Source organism: Streptomyces broussonetiae, from assembly GCF_009796285.1.
Classification (GTDB): Bacteria; Actinomycetota; Actinomycetes; order Streptomycetales; family Streptomycetaceae; genus Streptomyces; species Streptomyces broussonetiae.
This window is the reverse complement of sequence record NZ_CP047020.1, coordinates 1,530,289-1,549,987: the sequence shown is the minus strand read 5'-3', so window position 1 is coordinate 1,549,987 and position 19,699 is coordinate 1,530,289. Positions and strand designations below refer to the sequence as shown.

At 69.9% G+C, this 19,699-nt stretch carries 14 protein-coding genes; all 14 read left to right on the top strand.

All coding sequences use genetic code 11. The features are described from left to right. Positions 1 to 223: 223 nt before the first annotated feature. Positions 224 to 1,963, top strand: coding sequence for a peptidoglycan-binding protein (locus tag GQF42_RS07365; RefSeq protein WP_158918793.1), 1,740 nt, complete (start codon positions 224 to 226; stop codon positions 1,961 to 1,963). Positions 1,964 to 1,993: 30 nt separating this feature from the next. Next, positions 1,994 to 2,290 (top strand): hypothetical protein, encoded by a 297-nt coding sequence (locus GQF42_RS07360; protein WP_233273278.1) that lies wholly within the window; start codon positions 1,994 to 1,996, stop codon positions 2,288 to 2,290. A gap of 401 nt (positions 2,291 to 2,691) precedes the next feature. Continuing rightward, a complete protein-coding gene (locus GQF42_RS07355) occupies positions 2,692 to 4,539 on the top strand; it encodes a phage tail sheath family protein (RefSeq protein WP_233273277.1) in 1,848 nt (615 codons plus the stop codon). A gap of 25 nt (positions 4,540 to 4,564) precedes the next feature. Then, complete coding sequence (locus tag GQF42_RS07350) at positions 4,565 to 5,089, top strand: phage tail protein (RefSeq protein WP_158918789.1); 525 nt, start codon at positions 4,565 to 4,567, stop codon at positions 5,087 to 5,089. Positions 5,090 to 5,113: 24 nt separating this feature from the next. Further along, complete coding sequence (locus GQF42_RS07345) at positions 5,114 to 5,842, top strand: T4 family baseplate hub assembly chaperone (RefSeq protein WP_233273276.1); 729 nt, start codon at positions 5,114 to 5,116, stop codon at positions 5,840 to 5,842. Positions 5,843 to 6,601: 759 nt separating this feature from the next. Beyond that, complete coding sequence (locus GQF42_RS07340) at positions 6,602 to 7,219, top strand: DUF4255 domain-containing protein (protein WP_158918787.1); 618 nt, start codon at positions 6,602 to 6,604, stop codon at positions 7,217 to 7,219. Between the two features lie 20 nt (positions 7,220 to 7,239). Beyond that, positions 7,240 to 9,270: an AAA family ATPase gene (locus GQF42_RS07335; RefSeq protein WP_158918785.1), complete on the top strand. Its 2,031-nt coding sequence runs from the start codon at positions 7,240 to 7,242 to the stop codon at positions 9,268 to 9,270. Then, entirely contained in the window at positions 9,267 to 9,716 is a 450-nt protein-coding gene (locus tag GQF42_RS45725; RefSeq protein ID WP_233273275.1) for a hypothetical protein, read from the top strand. The genes GQF42_RS07335 and GQF42_RS45725 overlap by 4 nt, the downstream gene beginning before the upstream one ends. Continuing rightward, complete coding sequence (locus tag GQF42_RS07325; RefSeq protein ID WP_158918783.1) at positions 9,713 to 16,390, top strand: eCIS core domain-containing protein; 6,678 nt, start codon at positions 9,713 to 9,715, stop codon at positions 16,388 to 16,390. Before GQF42_RS45725 ends, GQF42_RS07325 begins: the two co-directional genes overlap by 4 nt. A gap of 42 nt (positions 16,391 to 16,432) precedes the next feature. Beyond that, the gene (locus tag GQF42_RS07320) at positions 16,433 to 16,957 is read left to right on the top strand and encodes a hypothetical protein (protein WP_158918781.1); all 525 of its coding nucleotides are present in this window, start codon (positions 16,433 to 16,435) and stop codon (positions 16,955 to 16,957) included. Between the two features lie 28 nt (positions 16,958 to 16,985). Further along, positions 16,986 to 17,657 (top strand): CIS tube protein, encoded by a 672-nt coding sequence (locus GQF42_RS07315; protein ID WP_158929875.1) that lies wholly within the window; start codon positions 16,986 to 16,988, stop codon positions 17,655 to 17,657. Positions 17,658 to 17,662: 5 nt separating this feature from the next. After that, the gene (locus tag GQF42_RS07310) at positions 17,663 to 18,028 is read left to right on the top strand and encodes a LysM domain-containing protein (protein WP_158918779.1); all 366 of its coding nucleotides are present in this window, start codon (positions 17,663 to 17,665) and stop codon (positions 18,026 to 18,028) included. Further along, entirely contained in the window at positions 18,021 to 19,166 is a 1,146-nt protein-coding gene (locus GQF42_RS07305) for a hypothetical protein (RefSeq protein WP_158918777.1), read from the top strand. Before GQF42_RS07310 ends, GQF42_RS07305 begins: the two co-directional genes overlap by 8 nt. A 10-nt stretch (positions 19,167 to 19,176) precedes the next feature. Next, complete coding sequence (locus GQF42_RS07300) at positions 19,177 to 19,689, top strand: phage baseplate assembly protein V (RefSeq protein WP_158918775.1); 513 nt, start codon at positions 19,177 to 19,179, stop codon at positions 19,687 to 19,689. Positions 19,690 to 19,699 lie beyond the last annotated feature (10 nt).

Genomic DNA, 19,699 nt, shown 5'->3' with positions numbered 1-19,699 from the left:
CGTCGAGTTGTTCAAGGCGTCGGCCGCGGTGGTCAGCGCCCCTCGACAGACTCGGGGCTCATGTGGACGAAGTGTGGAGACTGTCCGGGTCGACCGATGAAAACCGATGAAAGTCCTGAGGGCCGCGTGACGGGTCGCTCCGGGTGCGGTTTTACTGGGAGTTACCCATGGACCATCGCTGGGGCCAGGCGTGTCGGCGATCAGGGTAACGGGAGGACTGTCGATGGCTTTCGCCAAGGGATACGACGTGTCCGACTTCCAGTCGGGCATACCGGGGGACGCGGGTTTCGTCTTCATCAAGGCGACCGAGGGGGCACACACCGAACAGGCCGGTTACAAGCAGAAGTTGGCCGTTGCTCGACGCCGCAAACTGGTGGTCGGGCACTACCACTTCCTGCACGCGGAGAACCCGGTGGAGGGCGAGATCGACCACTTCTGCAGGGTGGTCGGCCATGTGCCGCAGGGCGAGCTGCTGGCGCTGGACTTCGAGCCCTACGGGCAGAACGTCAGTGACGCGCACGCGACCCAGGTGAAGAACCAGTGGCTGGCGGCGGTGAAGCGGCACTATCCGGACAACCGGGTCGGCCTCTACACCAGTCAGGACTACTGGTTCCGGACCGACGACAACGCGGGTGAGTTCCTCTGGATAGCGGACTACGTCAAGCCGGGCGCCCCCAGGATCCGGGCCGCGTGGAAGTTCCATCAGTACACCGACCGGCCGCTGGACATCGACGTGTACCACGGCACGATGCAGGAGCTGAGGGAGTGGGCGGGCGCCACGGCGACCAAGCCACAGCCGCAGCCCAAGCCCCGCCCGAATCCCACGCCGCCCCCACACCCGTGGCAGGGACTTCAGTTGGTCTCCCGCGCGGAATGGGGCGCCCGCCCCTGGCGGGAGCCGAACGGGTCGATCCCGTACCACGAGCCGCGCAAGGGTGTGAAGATCCACTACCTCGGTACGCCCTACACCTTCGGCCCGCACTCCACCTGCGCGGCGTATGTGCGCCGCATCCAGGGCGGGCACATGGACTTCGACAAGTGGTCCGACATCGGCTACAGCTTCGTGGTCTGTGAGCACGGCGTGGTGTTCGAAGGCCGTGGGCTGAAGCGACGCAACAGCGCCAACGGAAACGTGCCGCTCAACGAGGCGCACTACGCGGTCTGCGCACTGGTCGGCTCCTCGGGGTCCACCACGCCCACCTGGGACCAGCTCAACGGTCTGCGGGACGCGGTCGAGTACTGCCAGAAGCACGGCCCGGCCGGACCGGAGATCAAGGGCCATCGGGACGGGTACGCCACCGTCTGCCCCGGGCCCGTGCTCTACGCGTGGGTGCGCGAGGGGGCGCCGCGGCCGTCGGGCTCGGGCACCAGCCCCACGCCGCAGCCCGAGCCGCAGCCCAAGCCACAGCCGGATCAGCCGACACGCCGTCAAGTCACCCTCGGCGGACTGCAGTACGGCTTCGGGGCCAGGGGCATGCACGTCACGGCGGTCGGCCGGGCGCTGGTCGGCGCCGGGTTCGGCAAGCACTATCACGACGGACCCGGGCCCGAGTGGACGGATGCCGACACGCTCAACTATGCGGATTTCCAGCATAGTCGGGGGCTTTCCGGATCCGACGCGGACGGCGTCCCCGGCGAACGTTCGCTGCGTGCCCTGCTGCGCGGTGCGATCCCGCTCGCCACGGTCGCGCACGCCAAGGTGGTCGACTCGGCACGGCGCGACCCGGGCGCCCCACAGGGCGCCACCAGCAACCCGGACCACGTCCTCACCGTCGAACTCGCCCTGGCCGAAGAGAGCCTGCTCGACCGCAAGTGGGTCGACGGCTCCTTCGGCACCAAGACCGTCACCGCCTACTCGCAGCTCCAGAAGCGCTACGGCTACACCGGGATGATGGCCGATGGCATCCCCGGCAAGGACTCGCTGACCAGGCTCGGTCACGCGCACGGCTTCGCCGTCGAGTGACCTGCTGCCGGGAGAGACTGAGGAACCGTCATGTACCAGATACTCCTGTCCCTTTGGCGCACGTTCGTGCCCTACCTGGTGGCCTTCGTCGTGCTGCAGGCTGCCCGACTGGGCATCCATCTGAACAACGCCACCGTGAACTCCGCACTCACCACCGGCTTCGGCACGGTCTACTACGCGGTCTTCCGCGTGCTGGAGCAGCGCTACGGCGCCCGCTGGGGCTGGTTCCTGGGTGCGGCCAAGCCGCCGGCCTACGCGCCCGCGGGAGCCACCGCCGCCACAGGCAGCCACGCGATCGACTACACCAAGCTCCCCGAGGGGGGTTGAGACACCGTCTCAAGTCCCCTTGGTTCAAAGGGAGTTGATCGTTCACCAAGTGAGTTGTGAAGGAGGTTGGGGCGAAGCGTGCAGATCCCTGTTTCCGGGCGGGAATGACCAGAACTGACCCGGTGCGGTCCTTGACTGGCGCGCAATCGGACCGTGAAACTCGACCTGCACTCAGGCACCAGGGACTTCATACACAACCAGCGCAGCGCCTCCGCGGTACAGGTTCCGCGGGGGCCGCGACGGGGGAATCAGTAACGGCCTCACCGGCCCTTTCCGGTGCCCGCGTGTCGTGACTCCACGCACGTTGGGCGGCGGCGACCACGCACTGCGCCGTCCGCCGGTTCGCGCGCGTTTTCCTCCTTCTTCGTGTCCCCGGGTGCGACTAGGGAATGGAGGGGGAATTGACGACGACACCGACCTATCCCGGAGTCTACATAGAGGAGCTGCCCAGCAGCGTCCGCACGATCGGTACCGTGACCACCTCGGTCACCGCCTTTGTCGGGCGCACCCGGCGGGGACCGGTCGACCGGCCCGTGACCATCACCAGTTTCGCCGACTACGAGCGGCAGTTCGGCGGTCTCGACCCGCAGAGCCCGGTCAGCTACGCCGTGCAGCAGTTCTTCGTCAACGGCGGCACCGTCGCCGTCATCGTCCGTGCGGTGGCGGCCGGCACCGGCAAGTCGGCGACGGTGTCGCTGCACTCGACCGAGAGCAGCACCGAGACCCCGGTCCTGGAGGTCACCGCCGAGCAGCCCGGCGCCTGGGGCGCGGGCCTGCGGCTTTCCGTGGACTACGACACCACCGCCCCGGACAGCACCTTCAACCTCCGGGTCTTCGACATCACCGGCGGCGTCAACGAGTTCTTCTCCGGGCTGTCGGTCAAGGCAGGCGACTCCAACTTCGCCGAGACCGCGGTCAACGACGGCTCCGACGCCATCCGGGTGAAGGTGCTCGCCGAGCAGCGTCCTGACCCGGTGGGCACCGTCTCCAAGCCCTTTGCCGCCACCCTGCCCGACCTCACGAAGCAGATCGAGGTCAAGATCGGGGAGACCCAGCGCACCTTCCGTATCTACGACGCCGAGCAGGACGGCAACGCCCCGCAGACCGTCACCGATCTCGCCCTGCTGCTCGAGCGCAAGCTGCGCGCGCTGCCGGACGCCCCTGGCAAGCGCGTCTTCGCGGGGACCACGGTCACCGCCTTCGGCAAGCGCCTGCAGATCGTGGCCGGTTCCACCGACCCCGCCGACACGGTGCGCTTCGTCGGCGAGGCCGCCAACAACCTCGGCCTGGAGGCCGGCGTCAATCCGCCGGTCTTCGCACTGGCCGGCGGTGAGGACGGGGGTGCGCCCGGCCCGACCGACCTCATCGGCAGCGAGTCGCAGAAGAGCGGCATCCAGGCGCTGCGCGACGTCCAGGACGTCAACCTGCTGGTGCTGCCCGAGATCTCGGCCTACCCCGACATCGAGGACCAGCTCACCGTGCTGTCCGCGGCGCAGGCGCTGGCCGAGGAGAAGCGGCTCTTCATCATCGCCGACGCCCCGCAGACCTGGTCGAGCGTGGACGCGGCGCGGGCGGGTCTGTCCGCCTTCGATCCGGTGCGCGGCGACCATTCGGCGCTGTACTTCCCGCAGTTGGAGCTGGTCGACCCGCTCACCGGCCGACTGCGCTCCTTCCCGCCGTCCGGCACCGTCGCCGGGGTCTACGCCCGGACCGACGCCGCCCGCGGGGTGTGGAAGGCACCGGCCGGGACGGAGACCCCGCTCTCCGGGGTGCGGGCGCTGGGCGTCAAGCTCACCGACAAGGAGAACGGGCTGCTCAACCCGCTGGGCCTGAACTGCGCGCGGAGCTTCCCGGTCGTCGGCCCGGTGGTCTGGGGCGCACGGACCCTGGCGGGTGCGGACGCGCTGCAGTCGGAGTGGAAGTACGTCCCGGTGCGGCGCCTGGCGCTGTTCATCGAGGAGAGCCTCTACCGCGGGCTGCAGTGGGTGGTCTTCGAGCCGAACGACGAGCGGCTGTGGTCGCAGATCCGGCTCAACGTCGAGGCCTTCCTGCAGAAGCTCTTCCAGCAGGGGGCGTTCCAGGGGACGACCCCGCGCACGTCGTACTTCGTCAAGTGCGACAGCTCGACCACCACACAGGCGGACATCGACCGCGGAGTGGTCAATGTGCTGGTCGGCTTCGCTCCGGTGAAGCCCGCGGAGTTCGTGGTCGTCCAGATCGAGCAGATGGCCGGGCAGTCCGAGGCATAGGTTCAGGGGTTAGGAAGCAGCTTTCATGGCCGAGTTCACCGTCAACCCGCAACGATTCGACCCCTACAAGAACTTCAAGTTCCTGGTGGTCTGGGACGGCCGAGTGGTCGCGGGCGTCAGCAAGATCAGCCCGTTGAAGCGGACCACCGAGGTGGTCAAGCACCGCAACGGCGGCGATCCCAGCTCGCCGCGCAAGTCTCCGGGCCGTACCGAGTTCGAGGCGATCACCCTGGAGCGCGGAGTCACCCACGATGCGGAGTTCGACCGCTGGGCCAACAAGGTCTGGCAGGTCGGCGCCGGGCTGGGCTCCGAGGTCTCGCTCGCCGACTTCCGCAAGGACCTGGTCATCCAGGTGCTCAACGAGGCCGGCCAGGTGGCCGTCACGCACAAGGTGTTCCGGGCTTGGCCGAGCGAGTACCAGGTGCTCGGCGAGATGGACGCCAACGCCAACGCGGTCGCCATTCAGAGCCTCAAGCTGGAGTGCGAGGGCTGGGACCGGGACTGGGCGGTTCCGGAGCCGCAGGAACCCTCGTACACCAACCCCGCGTAGCCGACAGTGATTTCGCAACGCTCCGTGGGCGCGGCGGCCCTGCTGGCGGTCTGGGAGGCGGGGCAGGTCGCGGGCTACGCCCAGCGCGCCCTGCTGCTGCACTCCGCCGCCCGGCCGACCGTGGGCAGCGAGGAACTGCTCGCGGTGCCGGTCGGCCGTCGCGACGCCGATCTGTTCGCGCTGCGCCGTGAACTCTTCGGGGAGCAGCTGGAGTTGCGCGTCACGTGCCGTCAGTGTGCCGAGGAGATGGAGTTCACGCTCGGGGTGCAGGACGTCGTCGGCGCCGGGGCGGCCGAGGTCGCGGACGGCCCGCTGGCCGTCGAGGCCGACGGCTGGACGGTGCGGTTCCGGCTGCCGACGGCCGGAGACCTGGCGGCGGTCGAGGCCTCGCCTTCCGCGCAGGCCGGAGCCGAACTGGCAGCCCGTTGCGTACTGCACGCCGAACGTCTTGGAACCGAGGTGGATGTCGACACACTGCCCGAGCATGTGCGGCAGCGCGTCGCCCGGGCCGCGGCCGAGGCCGACCCGGGGGCCGACGTCCGGCTCAACCTGGCCTGTCCGTCCTGCGGTCACGCGGCCACCGCCGAGCTGGACATCGCCTCGTACCTGTGGGCCGAACTGGACGCCTGGGCGCGGGGCACCCTGCAGGACGTCCATCTGCTCGCCGGCCACTACGGATGGAACGAGTCCGAGATCCTGGCGCTCAGCCCGCTGCGGCGCCGCTACTACCTGGAGCTGTGTGCGGATGTCTGACCACTTCGACCGCCTGGTGGGGCGGGCCGCTCCGGCGGCCGTGCCCACCGGTGGCGCGGGCGGCGCTGCGGACGCCGGTGTGGTGCGGGTGCGCCCGCGTCTGCCGGGTCCGTTCGAGCGGCTGGACGCCCTCGGGACGCGTGTCGAGCCGCTCGGATTGGACTTCGAGGACCGGGAGTCCACGGAGTCCACGGGTCGGACGGAGTCAACAGCCTTGCGCCGAAAGCCGGTTGCGACGGAACCGCGAGACCGTCCGATGTCTTTCCAGGCATCCGTTCGGCAGCTGCCGTTGGTGCTGCGTGAACAGACCGCTCCGCAGCGTGGGGTGCTGACCGCCGCCGCTGTCCCGCAGCCTGTCACCGAATCCGCTCCGCGGCCGGCGGCGCGTGCCCCCGGAGAGGGTGAGCGTGGTGATGCGACACGGCGACCGCAGGTCACCGGACGGCGGCCGACCCAGTTGACGGTGCGTCACATCGATGCCGCGGCCGGTCGGGAGGCCGCAGCTCCCCCCACCGCTGTCCCCGCCCGGGCCGCGGCACGGCCTGCCGAGGCCGCCGCCGGGCGCCGGTCTGCCCGCGACGACGCGCGGCAACGGTCGCAGGAGCGCACCGTGCACATCAGCATCGGCCGCCTCGAGGTCCGCGCCGCGGGCCGGCGGGGCGACGCTGCCGCACGCCCGCGTGAGCGTGCACAGCAGCCCGGTCGGCAGTCGCCCGTCCTGAGTCTGGAGAAGTACCTGTCCCGAGGGGAGGTTCAGCGATGAGCAACACGCTCGCCGTCGCCACGGTCACCGAGGCCCTGCGCCAGCAGATCGCGCAGTCGCTGGCACCCGACATCCCGTTTGCCGTCGACGTCGCCGCGCGCAAGCCGCCCACGGACCCGCCGGCCGAGCCGACCATCACCATCTTCCTGTACCAGGTGACGCCCAACGCCTCGCTGCGCAGCACGGACGCGCCCACCCGCGCGGCCGACGGCACCGTGCTCACCCGGCCCTCGGCCGCCCTCGACCTGCACTACCTGATCAGTTTCTACGGCGAGGAGGCAGAGCTGATCCCGCAGCGACTGCTGGGCTGCGTAGTGCGTACCCTGCACGAGAGCCCGGTGCTGTCCAAGGCGATGATCGAGGCCGCCGCCGAGCAGCCCTACCTGCAGGGCACCGACCTGGCCGCCGCCCCGCAGCGGGTGCGCTTCACACCCACCGCGCTGGACATCGACGACACCTCCAAGCTCTGGGGGATGCTCTACCAGAACAACACCCCCTACGCCCTCTCCCTCATCTACCAGGGCATCGCCGTGCTGATCGACGGCCGTTCGACGCCGGTCGAGCCCAAGCCCGTGAAGACCCGCACCGTGCACGCGGTGCCGGATGCCGGCTGAGCGGGAGCGGAGTCACGGCCATGGGAGGGGAGAGAGCGAAGGTGCCGGGCGGCGGCGATCTGCACCACAAGACGCTGGCGGTGGCGGTGGAGGCGGTGCTGGCCCGGCTGGACGCACATGCGTCCGGGCGTGACGGCGACGGCACGGCCACCGCCACCGCCCGGTCCGAGCTGCCCGCCTGCCCCGAGCCGGAGCCCGGCAGCGCCCTGGGCACCCTGTGCTCCTGCTTCGGCCTGAGCCCCTTCGAGCGCGACATCCTCGTCCTTGCCGCCGCCGCCGAGCTGGACTCCACCACCGCGAGCCGCTGCGCCGCGGCCGGCGGTGACCCGGCGCGGCCGTACCCGACCTTCTCGCTCGCCCTGGCTGCCCTGGGCGACACGCACTGGAGCGCACTCGCCCCGGTCGGACCGCTGCGCCGCTGGCGGCTGCTCGAACTCGACGACCGGGACGGCACGGTGGCCCTCACCGCCGCACGTCTGCGGATCGACGAGCGGATCCTGCACTTCCTGGTCGGTGTCGACTATCTGGACGTCCGCCTGCACGGCCTGCTCAAGCGGATCACCCCGTCGGCGGAGGCCCTGCCGGCCGCGCACGAGCGCACCGTGGATGAGGTGTCCGTGAGTTGGGCCGCGGCCGAGCTGGACGCGCTGCCCCATGTCGAGCTGGTCGGGGCCGACCGGCAGACACGCTGGGAGATCGCCGCCGCGGCGGCCCGCGAGTCCGGGCTCAGCCTGTACGCGGTCTCCGCCGAGGACCTGCCGACCGATCCCGGCGAGCGCGACCGACTCGCCCGGCTGTGGCAGCGGGAGGCGGTGCTGCTGCCCGCGGCCCTGCTGGTGGAGTCGAATGACGGTGCGTCGGTCTCGCTGGGCGAGGCGCCGTCCGGTCTGTCCGCCCGGGACACCTCGGCCGCTGTCGACGCCCTGACCGGCGGGCTCGCCGTACCGCTGGTGCTCTCCGCCGACGATCCGCGTCCCGCGACCGCTCGCGCCCGCGCCGAGCGGGTGAGCGTTCCGGCGCTGTCCGCCGAGGAACAACTGGACGTCTGGACCGCCGCGTTGGGCGGCCTTCCCGATGTCACCGAGAGCGGGCTTCGCGGGCTGGTCGCCCAGTTCTCGCTGCCGGCACACGTCATCCGCTCGGCGGCGACGTCGGTCCGGCGTTCCTCGGGCTCCGCAGACGGGGGCAGCGATCCGACCCAACTGGCCTGGCGCGCCGGTCTGGTGGAGGCCCGTATGGCCCTCGACGAACTCGGCCGCCGGGTGGAGCCGCGCGCAGGCTGGCACGACCTGGTCGTCGCCGAACGCCAGCGTGCGATCCTCCGCGAGATCGTCGCGCATGTGCGCCGTCGGGCCACGGTCCACCAGGAGTGGGGATTCGAGGGCGTGCTGCGCCGAGGGCTCGGCGTCACCGCGCTCTTCGCGGGCGGATCCGGCACCGGGAAGACGCTGGCCGCCGAGGTCATGGCGGGGGAGCTGGGCGTCGACCTCTTCGTCATCGACCTCTCGCAGGTGGTCAGCAAGTACATCGGTGAGACGGAGAAGAACCTCCGGCGGGTCTTCGACGCGGCCGAGCGCGGCGGTGCCCTGCTGCTCTTCGACGAGGCCGACTCCCTCTTCGGCAAGCGCAGCGAGGTCAAGGACAGCCACGACCGGTACGCCAACCTGGAGGTCAGCTACCTCCTGATGCGCATGGAGGCCTACCGCGGACTGGCCGTCCTGACCACCAACATGAAGAAGGCCCTGGACAACGCCTTCATGCGGCGGATCCGCTTCGTCGTCGACTTCCCCTTCCCGTCCGTGCCGGAGCGCGCCGAGATCTGGCGCCGCGTCATCCCGGAGCGGACGCCGACGGAGGGACTCGACCCCGATCGACTCGCCCAACTCACCGTCGCGGGCGGCTCGATCCGCAACATCGCGCTGGCGGGTGCCTTCCTCGCCGCCGAGGCGGGCAGCCCGGTGCGCATGGAGCACATGCTCGCCGCGGCGCGCACCGAGTACCTCAAGCTCGAACGCTCCCTGACGCCTTCGGAGGTGGACGGGTGGGTGTGAACGACGTACACGACATACACGGCGCACAGGACGAATACGGGGTACGCGGCGCACGCGACGGATACGACGTGCGCGGCGTACAGGGCGTGAACGATGTGCGCCAGGCGACCGTGGACGGAGGACAGGTATCCGCGCCCGCCGCAGCCGCGCCGACCGCGATCCGCATCGACATCGGCGAACTGACCCTCGATGGCTTCGACTTGGGCCCGCGTGACGCCGACCGCGTCCGGGAGTCGTTCCACAGCGAGCTGGAACGGCTGGTCCGCGAGCGCGGTGTCCCGGCCGCGCTGCTCGCCGACGGCGACCGCGCACTCGACCTCCTCTCCGGGCTGCCCGAGCTGCCCGCCACCGGTAACCCGCGCCGCCTGGGCGAGGCTCTCGCCCGCGCGGTCCACGCAGGCCTGTCCGGCGGCGGTGCCTCCGACCGTGGTGGGAGGCGCCGATGAGCAACAGCACCCACGCACCCGCGCAGAGTCGGCAGTCCGGCAGCGACCGCAAGGAGAAGGCCCGCAAGGCGCAGCGCTCCGCCCGGCTGCCCGCGCCCAAGGAGATCATCAGCGGCGCCGGGCACCCCCTCGACCCCAGCGTCCGGCGGGACCTGGAGGCCCGACTGGGCCACGACTTCAGCCGGGTGCGGGTGCACACGGACGAGGCCTCGGCGGAGCTGGCCGAGCTGGTCGGCGCGGACGCGGTCACCGTCGGCCAGGAGATCTTCTTCCGCAAGGGAGCCTTCAAGCCCGGCACCGAGGACGGCCGGCGCCTGCTCTCGCACGAGCTGCTGCACACCGTCCAGGCGCCCGACCAGCCCGGGCGGCTGCGCTCGGGCCGCGACTTCGGCGGCGTCAGCCTGCCCACCGACGCCCTCGAGCAGCAGGCCGAGCAGGGCGCGCGCGGCGCGGACGTGGCAACGCCGGAGGTGACCCGTGACTCCTCCGCCACCCCCGGCTGGCTCCGCTACGCCCGCCTCGACGCCGACCGTTTCCGCAGCGAGCGCCTGGACCCGGCCACCCTGGTGGACCGGCTGACGGCCGGCATCCTGCGCTCCCTGCGCGGCGACCCGACCGACTCCTCCGGGCGCGTGCGCAGGCAACTGGTGCGTTTCGCACCGGAGCTGGAACAGGCGGTGCTCGCCAGACTCGAACTCCGGCTGCCGTCCTCCGACTACCAGCGCGTCCTCGCCCTCGCCGAGCAGACCTCGCACCTGCCCGAGGGCATGGACACCCCGCTCACGCCCGTTCCGGTCACGGACACGGTCGACCGGACCGAGGCCGAGCACGACCAGGACGACGTGCTGGAACGTGATCACCACGAGACCGAGCAGGAGTACCGCGACGACTCGGCCGAGGGCCGTCGACGCGAGCGCCAGCACCCGGACGGTTCCTCCCGGGAACGGGGGGAGGAGCGGGATGGGCAGCGGCCCGAGCACGACCCGCACGAGGAGAAGCACCCGCAGCGCGACCACCAGGAGGAGCTGAAGAAGCGCAAGCCCTCCGGGCGGCACAAACGCGGAAAGCAGCACTCCCGGCAACAGGGCGGGACTTCATCCTCGTCCGGCTCCGGTGGCGCCTCCGCCGACGCATCCGCGTCCTCGGAGTACTCCTCGCCCGAGGGTACGACCGCCGGCCAGTCCGCTTCCGCGCAGCCCGGCGTCGCCACCGGGGACCAGGCGCAGGCAGCCCAGCCGGGCCGGGACCAGGCCCAGAGCGAAGTCCAGCAGCAGGCCGACGGCAAGGACGCCCAGGACAAGAACAGCAAGGACCAGCAGGCCCAACAGGACCAGCAGGACAAGAAGGACCAACAGGCCCAGCAGCAGAAGACCGAACAGAGCAAGGACCCCAAGGACAAGCCTGCCGCCGCGAAGGCCGAGGGCTCGCCGGAGCACGAGCGGAAGTCCGCGAGCAGGCAGCCCGTCGCCGGCAGCAAGCCGCGCAATCCGGACCACCTGCCCACCCCGCAGCCCGGCCCCGTCCGCCCGGAGGAGGTCGACAGGACCGCCGAGGAGCGCGATGGCTCGCTCGCCCGCCACGGCGTACTCGAGGGCGACGAGAAGAACGGCGAACACCCCGAGCAGGAGCAGCCCGAGGGCCTGGAGCCGGGCGCCGACAGCGAGGTCGACGGTCCGCACGGAGCAGAGCAGCCCGGCGCCACCGGCGAGGCGGAGACCGCGCTCAAGCCGGAGGACTTCGTGCCCTCCACCGACCTCGACGTCTCCTCCGTTCCGACGGCCGATCAGCTGCGGCTGCCCGCCGACGGATCCGCCCCGGCCCCCGCCGAGGTCCCCAGCTTCCCGGCCCCGCCCCCGACCAAGGCGGAGCAGGTCCAGGCGGCGCGCGAGAGCGAGCGTGCGGACGACGAGCCCGCCGAGCCCCCCGCTGCGATGGCCCCTCCCGCTCCGGGGCGTCGCACTCCGCAGTCGGCCCCGCTACCGGGACCCGTCGCCGAGAACGAGGCCGGAGACCGCACCGAGCGTGACCTGCAGACCGAGAAGCCGGTCGAGCAGGAGGTCGGTCCGGACCCCGAGCACTCCCAGCCTGCCGACGACGCCTCCCCGGCCGCGAAGCCGGAGGCCGAGCCACAGCCCGAGTCGGGCCCATCGGTTGACGGCTCGTCGGCCACGCGCCCGCAGACCGAAGAGGGCGCCGCCGCCACCTCTGCCCAGCAGGAGAGCACCGCCGAGCACAACGAGCGTCAGGCAGCCGAGCACGCCCCGGCCCCGGTCGAGCCGACCTCCGCCCGCGCCTCCGCGCGGCCCGCCGCGGCACTGCACCCGCACCAGCCGGCGGGCGCCCCGAACGGGGTGGGCCACGTCACGGGGCCCACCCCGGGCCACGCACCTGCCCCGGCCGGCCCTGCTGCAGCTGGAGCCGGTCCGGTCGGCGCCCCCGGGCCCTCGGGTGCGGTCGCGGGACCGGGCGCCGCGCCCTCCGCCGCTGCTCCTGCCCGTGCCGCCGCGAAGTCCCCCGCCCTCGGTCCCGCCGACCAGCAGTCCGATGCCCCGGGCACCCTGGGCGCCCAGCCCGACCCCGGCGCCTCGCTCGAACCGGGCGGCGGCGCCTGCGCGGGCTCCCCGCAGCCCAGCACCGAGGCCGACAAGCCCGAAGGCAGCGGCGGCGGTTGTGGCGGCGGAGGCGGCGCCGCCCCGGAGCAGAAGAGCCCGGCCCCGCCCAACGTCTCCAACCAGGACCCGCAGGCCGCCCTGGGTACGGCCGCCGGCGTGCCGGCGGACCAGACGGTCACCGTCCTCGACGGTGCCGATGGCGCGGTGGACCACTCCATCGGCCGGCAGCAGGCCCGGCTCAAGGCCGCCCCGCCGACCGCGCAGCGCCCTTCCGGCGCGCCGCAGACCCTGCAGGGCAAGCCGCCCGAGCAGGCCGCGGCCCCGCAGGTGTCGGGCCAGCTGGAGCGGGTGGCCCCGCCCGGGCAGGGGCAGCAGCAGAAGGCCGACGGCAATCAGGTCCAGGGCCAGAACCCGGCTCAGCAGGTCCAGACCCCCAACGTCCCGGACACCGACGCGGGCAAGGCCGACGCCCACGACGTCCAGAACATGCAGGACGCGGTCAACGACGTCCCCTCCACCGACCCCGGGCTGAACGTCACCGTCGGCCCGGCCCCCCAGGTCCAGCTGACCGGCGACGCCGACCCGCAGCTGACGGACCAGCAGGCCGGCAAGTACAACGACAAGACGTCCGAGATCCAGGACACCGGCCGCCAGGACGCGGCCAAGCCGCTGGGCGAGGACCACATCTATCCGGACGTCCCCCAGGAGACGCTCAAGGGCAATGTGCCCGGTGGCGTGGGAGGCCAGGGCGGCGGTCAGGGCAAGAGCGGCGAGCCGCTGAAGCCCGGCGAGGCCACCGTCGTCCAGCAGCAGCGCGGCCCGCAGATCAAGCAGGCGATCGGACAGGGCCAGGGCCAGGTCGGCAGCGCCCAGGCCAAGAACATGCAGCAGCAGGCCGACGCCCGTAAGAAGAACCAGTCGGACATCGACAAGGCGACGGCGGACAACGCCGGCAAGCAGACCGACAAGCGCGGTGAGGTAGGAGTCCAGGCCAAGCAGGCGCGCGACCAGTGGCGCTCCGAGCAGGACAAACAGGTCACCGACTCCGACAAGCAGGCGGATCAGTCGCACACGGAGAACAACCAGAAGATCCTCGCCAAGCGCGACGACAGCAACAAGCAGGTCAAGGACCGGCAGACCAGCGACAACAAGAAGATCCAGGACAACCGTCAGCAGGCGCAGCACAAGGCCCAGGAGGAGAAGGACAAGAAGAAGCACCAGTCCTCGGGCTGGTTCGGCTGGATCACGTCCAAGATCAAGGACGCCTTCAACGCGCTGCTGTCCGCGGTGACCAAGATCTTCGACTACTTCCGCAAGCTGGTCAACGACGTCATCGACGGCTTCAAGAAGTTCGCGGACTCGGTCATCGACACCTGCCGCAAGCTTGCCGTGGACCTGATCAAGGCTGTCGCGGATACGCTGATCAAGATCTGCGACGTCCTGCTCGCCGCCTTTCCGGCGTTGCGCGACAAGTTCCGCAAGGCCATCGAGGCGTTGCGCGACGGAGCGATCGCGGCAGTCAACGCCCTGGCCGACACGCTCAAGGCGGCGGTCAACACGCTCCTCGACGCGCTGGGAGCCGCCCTCAACGCGCTGCTGAAGCTGGCCGAGGCCACCCTCAAGGCCATCATCAACCAGGTGCGCGCGGCGGTCGAAGCCGCGATCAACTTCGTCAAGGCGGCCATCGCCGCACTCGGTCAACTCGCGGCGCTGATCGGGGACATCGCCCCCGACCCCGGCGGCTGGCTGCACAAGATGGGCGCCGCGGCGACGGACGGCATCCAGCACCACCTCTGGGGCGCGGTCAAGACGGCGGTGAAGGCCTGGTTCGACCAGAAGGTCGAGTCCATCGTCGGCCTGACGTCCACCCTCCTGAACATCCTCGTCAAGGGCTGCATCTCCCTCAAGAAGATCGGCCAGATGGCCTGGAAGGCCGTCATCTCCGCCCTCCCGATGATGCTCGCGCAGATCATCATCGAGAAGGTCATCTCGATGATCGTGCCCGCGGCCGGTGCCATCCTGACGATCATTCAGGGCCTCATGGCCGCCTGGGGCACCGTCAGCAAGATCATCGCCGCTTTCGGCAAGTTCTTCGCGTTCCTGAAGGCGGTGAAGGCGGGTCCGGCGGCGTGCCTCTTCGCTGAGGCGGTCGCCGCGGGCGTGGTCGCCCTACTGGAGTTCGTCACCCAGTACCTCCTCTCCAAGCTCAAGTCCGCCGGAAAGGCAGTCGGCACCAAACTCAAGTCCCTCGCCCAGAAGATCATGAAGGCCCTGGCGAAGGCGGGCAAGGGCGCGAAGAAGGCCGTAGGCACCACCGTCAACCGTGCCCGCACGGGCCTGCGCAACGCTCTCTCCTCCGTCCGCGAACGCTTCCCGTCCCGCGGCAGGCCGGCCGAGTCCCCCTTAGGAGAGCATCCCCACGAGCGCCCGGGCGAGCCCCATGTGACGCCCCATCACCCCGAGGCGGAGCATCCGCAGACCCACCGCCCCGAGGAGACACGCCCTCAGACGCACAGCCCCGAGGACCACCCCACCGAGACCAAGCGCCCGAGCGAGCACGAGGACCCCAAGTCCACGAAGCCGCACGAGCAGGAGCCCAGGCCTCATGAGCCCGAGAAGCCGAAGGAGCCTTCGCGCCCGCGCCGCCCGGTCTCCCGCGTGGGCCGCGTCCTCAACCGGGCCAAGGGCGCCGTCAAGGGTGCCCTCAGCAAGGCCCGCAACGCGGCTCGCGCCCTCGGCCGCAAACTCAAGAACAGCAAGCTCGGACGCGCCATCCGTAAGGGCGCTCACAAGATCTACAACGGCTTCAAGCGCAAGCGCGATCAACTCCGCGACTGGTGGAACAAGCGCAAGGAGCAGCGCAAGCAGAATCGCGATGAGCGCCAGAAGCGGGAGAACTCTCCGGAGGCGAAGGAGGCGCGTCTGGAACGCGCCCTCACCCAAATCCGACCCAAGGTGAGCCGCCTGCTGGACAAGGGTGTTCGTCAGCCGGTCATGCGGGCGACCCTCCTGGCTATGCGGGTCTGGTACCGCCTCACCAGCCTTGGCGAGGCCGGCCGCCCACGCTTCTCGATCAGGGCGGTGCTCAATCCGGAGGGTGAGGCCGGCTCCGGCCTGGAGGAGAGCCTGCGGACCGTGTTGGGTCCGGAGATCCAAGGGCTTCTGGAGCAGGCGCTGGGCATCTCGGGTGGCGTGAGCAGTGGTTGGAACAGCTTCCGCGGCGATGAACCAGTCGGTGACTTCGCGGAGGGGCTGCGTCAGGAGAAGGAGCGCATCGAGGCATCCCTTGGTTCCGAGTTGGTTCTGTTCCACGATGGGGCGCAGGAAGAACTCGTCGCCAGACTGAGGAATTACATCCGGGAGCGCTACGGCGTCCCCGGTCTCACGCCGGGATCCCCGCTCGTTGCGGGCTCGCATGCGCGCCCTCGTACGCGTCGCGGCCGCGGTCCCTCTGTGGACGAGGAAAGGTACGGCTACCGGAACCCAGGACTGAACGCGCGCGGAGCGCGGGAGCCGACGCAGCGTGACATGGTGCGGGCCGCCATGAATCCGGATGCCCAGTCCGGCTCCGCGGACCACATCGCTCAGTCGTGGCAGCGGTACCTGGCTGAGAGGGCGAAGCAGGGGAAGGCGGCGGATCCCTTTGCCGATTGGCTGAAGCGATACGTACCGAATCAGGGGAACGCCAACAAGGGAGCAGTCTTTGAGAACCTGTTTGCCGATGCTCATGGCCTGAAACCCGAGCATGGTTGGGTGTACGGGACACGCGAGCAGTATGGGGCCCGGGATCTACTGGAAAAGGCTACCGGCGTGCGTCTCAAACCGGACATCATCAACTTCGAGAAGAAGGTTATCTACGAATTGAAGTCCGGCAAGCTCGATCTCAGCGAACTGGAGCGCCTCAAACAACTGCAGGCTCAGGGATGGCGTATTGCGTATGTGCTTGCAGCGGGTCCTGGTTCGCGAGCGAAGGGGAGGAAGGCGATCGAGCGGGCTGGGATCAGCGTGCTCGACTGGAGAGCACGGGGTACCGCTTATCCAGGGACGCTGCCGCTATGGTAGTGCCGTGTTGATGAGTGAGGTGGAAGCCCGCGGAGGGGAACGATGAACAACGCCGAGATCGAAGAGCGCTACCTGCGCGAGGACCGCCAGAGCATGACGGAGCCGGCCCGTCAATGGCTCGATCGGTGGCTCGCGGATATGGATGACCGATTGGAGAGTTGGAAGGTGCGCTACCTTCCGGAGGGGTTTCGCTACGATTTCTCCATGGAGTCTCTCGATTTGCTCGAGGAGGTGATTCTCCGTCGGTATCAGGACGAGTCGGATTTTGAGGCGGACTCGGGTTCTGAATTTCTTGAAGGGGCTGTGCGGTACTACGGTGAGACGTTGCGGAAAAGGCTGAGCTGTCGATGGGGGTATCAGGATATGGGTCCTGATGTATCGAATCCGTTCAATAGGGTGCCGCAAATTCGTTCGAACACGCGTGATGAATACATGGATGTGATCGTGCCTCTGCATGTCTTCGATTACCTGGTGGCCGAGCGTCAGCCCGGTGTGCTGCAGAAGATGAGCGGAGTTATCACCAGAGCTCTTCACAATGCGGAACTCGACGTGGACAACCTGGGCTGATGAGCGATCTTTGAAGGGGGTGGAGCGCATGGTTGGCGGCTACGCAGACATACCGAAGCCTATCCGTTCCGGGCTGGTGATCATCGACCCCCAACGCGGAACTCCCAAGCAAATCATCGTCCTCCAGTTCAACCCCGACAGTCTCCAGCGCAGTATCGCGCCGCAGGCATCCGGCGCCGACAACTCGTCGGGGTCGTCCGGGGACCGGACGGAGGCGTTGCGGCTCAAGGGGCCGGCGGTCGAGACGTGGAAGCTGACCGCGGAGATCGACGCGACCGACCAGTTGGATGTGGCGGCGCCGAACGGGATCCACCCACAGCTCGCCGTGCTGGAGATGCTGGTGAGCCCGTCCAGCGCCAGCCTGCGGCAGCTCGAGGCGCTGGCCGCCCGAGGCACGTTGGAGGTCACCCCTGTCGAGGCGCCGCTGACGCTGTTCACGTGGGGCAACAAGCGGGTGGTGCCCGTCAGGCTGACGGAGTTCTCGATCACCGAGGAGGCGTTCGACGTCGACCTCAACCCGATCAGAGCCCAAGTGGACATCACATTGCGAGTTCTGACGGTCAGTGACCTGCCGGTGACCAACCGGGGGTACGAGCTGTACCTCGCGTACCTGGCACAGAAGGAGCGGCTGGCAGGTCCCGCCGCGACGGGCCGGCTCAGCGCGCTGGGGCTCAGCGGCAGTGGACTGGGAGGGGTCTGATCACCATGGCGTCGCTGGAGAACCCGCTGGACGCGGTCGCGCTCACCCAGGCGAGCACCGCCTACCCGCGGTCGAGCCGCTACTACGGGCTGGGGACGGCCCAGTTCACGGAGGCGGACGGCCGCCAGGTCACCTACCTGCGCCGCCGCCTGCTCCCCGACCCGGCGAGCATGGCGGACCTGACCACCCACACGGTCGGCGCCGGCGACCGCCCCGACCTGCTCGCCGCCCGCTACCTGGGCAACGCCGAGCAGTGGTGGCGGATCGCGGATGCCAACCCGCTCCTGGATCCACGGGAGTTGACCGGTGAGCCCGGCCGGCAGATCCGCATCACCCTCCCCAGTGGCGTGCCCGGAGGGGCGAATGGCTGACACCGGTCCGGTCGCGACCGGGCCGATCCATCTGACACTGATGATGGGCCCGCAGCTGGCGGTGCCGGTCGCCCAGGAGATTGCGGACTCGCTCCTGTCCGTGCAGGTGACGGTGGCGTCGGGGCAGCGCAGTGGCTTCCAGCTGGCCTTCGACCTGGCGAAGGACAGCCTGATCAGCAACAGTCTGCTGCCGGGCGGGTACTTCGATCCCAAGACGCGCGTCATCATCACGGTCACGATTCAGGGCACGCCCACCGTGCTGATGGACGGAGTGATCATCCGTCAGGAGGTCGGCATCTCCAATCAGCCCGGCCAGTCGACGCTCACCGTCACCGGCGAGGATCTGACCGTCCTGATGGACCTGGACGAGCGCGCCGCCGTCCCGTACCCGGCGATGTCCCCGGCCGCGCGCGTCCAGGCGATCATCGCCCAGTACGCCCAGTACGGGATCACCCCGCTGGTCGTGCCGGAGCTGATCCCGCAGACCCCCATGCCCACCCAGCGCGTGGACTTCCAGAAGGGCACCGACCTCGCCTACATCAACCAGCTGGCGCAGGCGAACGGTTACGCCTTCTACCTCGACCCGGGTCCGGTCCCCGGGCAGAGCCGCGCCTACTGGGGGCCGGAGGTCCGCCTCGGGGAGCCGCAGCACGCGCTGAACGTCAACATGGACGGACTGTCCACCGTCGACCAACTGACCTTCGCCTTCGACGGGACGGCACGGGAGCAGCCGGAGGCACGCATCCAGTTGCCCGCCACGCGCGTCTCGTCCATCCTGCCCGTGCCCGAGGTGAGCATCCTGCGACCACGGTTGGCACAGCGCCCGGCACCCGCACTGAAGAAGACGGTCATCGGGGACACCGCGAAGAAGGACAGCGGCCAGGGCATCGCCGAAGCCCTCGCCAAGGCCGCCGAGTCCGCCGACGCCGTCACCGGCTCCGGTCAGCTGGATGTCGTCCGGTACGGATACCCGCTGCGCGCACGTGAGTTGGTCGGCGTCCGTGGCGCCGGGATCACCTACGACGGCCGGTACTACGTGAAGTCCGTGACCCACAACCTGCAACGGGGCTCGTACACGCAGAACTTCACCCTTGCTCGCGAGGGGCTGATCGCGCTCGAGCCGACGGTCGTCCCCTAGGAGACAGAGAATGGCTGCTGAACCCACCCGCTACCTCGGCAAATACCGGGGCACCGTGGTGAGCAACGCCGACCCCATGGGTGTGGGCCGACTCCAGGTCCAGGTCCCGGACGTGCTCGGTGACGTGACCTCGACCTGGGCCATGCCGTGCTTCCCGCTGGCCGGCCCCGGAATGGGGCAGTTCCATCTGCCGCCGGTGGACGCGGGTGTGTGGGTGGAGTTCGAGCAGGGCGACCCCAGCTATCCGATCTGGACGGGGTGTTGGTACGGGTCCATGAGCGAGGTGCCCGAGGACGCCGTCACCGCCACCAACAACCCGAACGTGGTGCTCCAGACCCCCGGGCAGCGCCAGATCGTCCTCTCCGACGAACCCGGCGGCAAGGGCATCACCCTCAAGCACCCCTCCGGCGCGTCGATCGTCATCGACGACACGGGAGTGCACATCAGCAACGGCCAGGGCGCGGTGATCTCCCTCGTGGGGCCGACCGTGACCATCAACAACGACGCGCTCAGCGTCACCTGAACTCCGACGG

What these genes read in the sequence shown, in the direction of transcription:
- GQF42_RS07320 (WP_158918781.1), top strand. Translation starts at nt 16,433, where the DNA reads ATGAACAACGCCGAGATCGAAGAGCGCTACCTGCGCGAGGACCGCCAG.
- GQF42_RS07340 (WP_158918787.1), top strand. Translation starts at nt 6,602, where the DNA reads ATGAGCAACACGCTCGCCGTCGCCACGGTCACCGAGGCCCTGCGCCAG.
- GQF42_RS07365 (WP_158918793.1), top strand. Translation starts at nt 224, where the DNA reads ATGGCTTTCGCCAAGGGATACGACGTGTCCGACTTCCAGTCGGGCATA.
- GQF42_RS07300 (WP_158918775.1), top strand. Translation starts at nt 19,177, where the DNA reads ATGGCTGCTGAACCCACCCGCTACCTCGGCAAATACCGGGGCACCGTG.
- GQF42_RS07315 (WP_158929875.1), top strand. Translation starts at nt 16,986, where the DNA reads ATGGTTGGCGGCTACGCAGACATACCGAAGCCTATCCGTTCCGGGCTG.
- GQF42_RS07335 (WP_158918785.1), top strand. Translation starts at nt 7,240, where the DNA reads ATGGGAGGGGAGAGAGCGAAGGTGCCGGGCGGCGGCGATCTGCACCAC.
- GQF42_RS07360 (WP_233273278.1), top strand. Translation starts at nt 1,994, where the DNA reads ATGTACCAGATACTCCTGTCCCTTTGGCGCACGTTCGTGCCCTACCTG.
- GQF42_RS07350 (WP_158918789.1), top strand. Translation starts at nt 4,565, where the DNA reads ATGGCCGAGTTCACCGTCAACCCGCAACGATTCGACCCCTACAAGAAC.
- GQF42_RS07325 (WP_158918783.1), top strand. Translation starts at nt 9,713, where the DNA reads ATGAGCAACAGCACCCACGCACCCGCGCAGAGTCGGCAGTCCGGCAGC.
- GQF42_RS07310 (WP_158918779.1), top strand. Translation starts at nt 17,663, where the DNA reads ATGGCGTCGCTGGAGAACCCGCTGGACGCGGTCGCGCTCACCCAGGCG.
- GQF42_RS07305 (WP_158918777.1), top strand. Translation starts at nt 18,021, where the DNA reads ATGGCTGACACCGGTCCGGTCGCGACCGGGCCGATCCATCTGACACTG.